Raw genomic sequence first — 204 nt, 5'->3', positions numbered from 1 at the left:
GCCAGCTCGGACAGTTCGGGGGCGACCAGTTGCGGTGCGGCGGCGTCGAACTGCTTCTGTTGCTGGGCATCCCACAACACATGCAGCCAGCCCTGCACCTGGGCGACGTCGTCCTCGGCGATCGGCTGCCACACCTGCGGGTCGTTGAGTGTGCCGGTGGGCTCGGCGGCCATCGGCTCCCACTGCGCCGAGGACACCGCATAT

At 68.6% G+C, this 204-nt stretch carries 1 pseudogene; it reads right to left on the bottom strand.

The features are described 5' to 3' along the window. Positions 1-204, bottom strand: a pseudogene (locus AC5Y4D_RS27445) (hypothetical protein); the annotation flags it as partial.

The organism is Mycobacterium sp. NGS67, assembly GCF_059812185.1.
The sequence above is the reverse complement of the archived record's forward strand: the minus strand, read 5'-3'. Positions and strand labels throughout refer to the sequence as shown.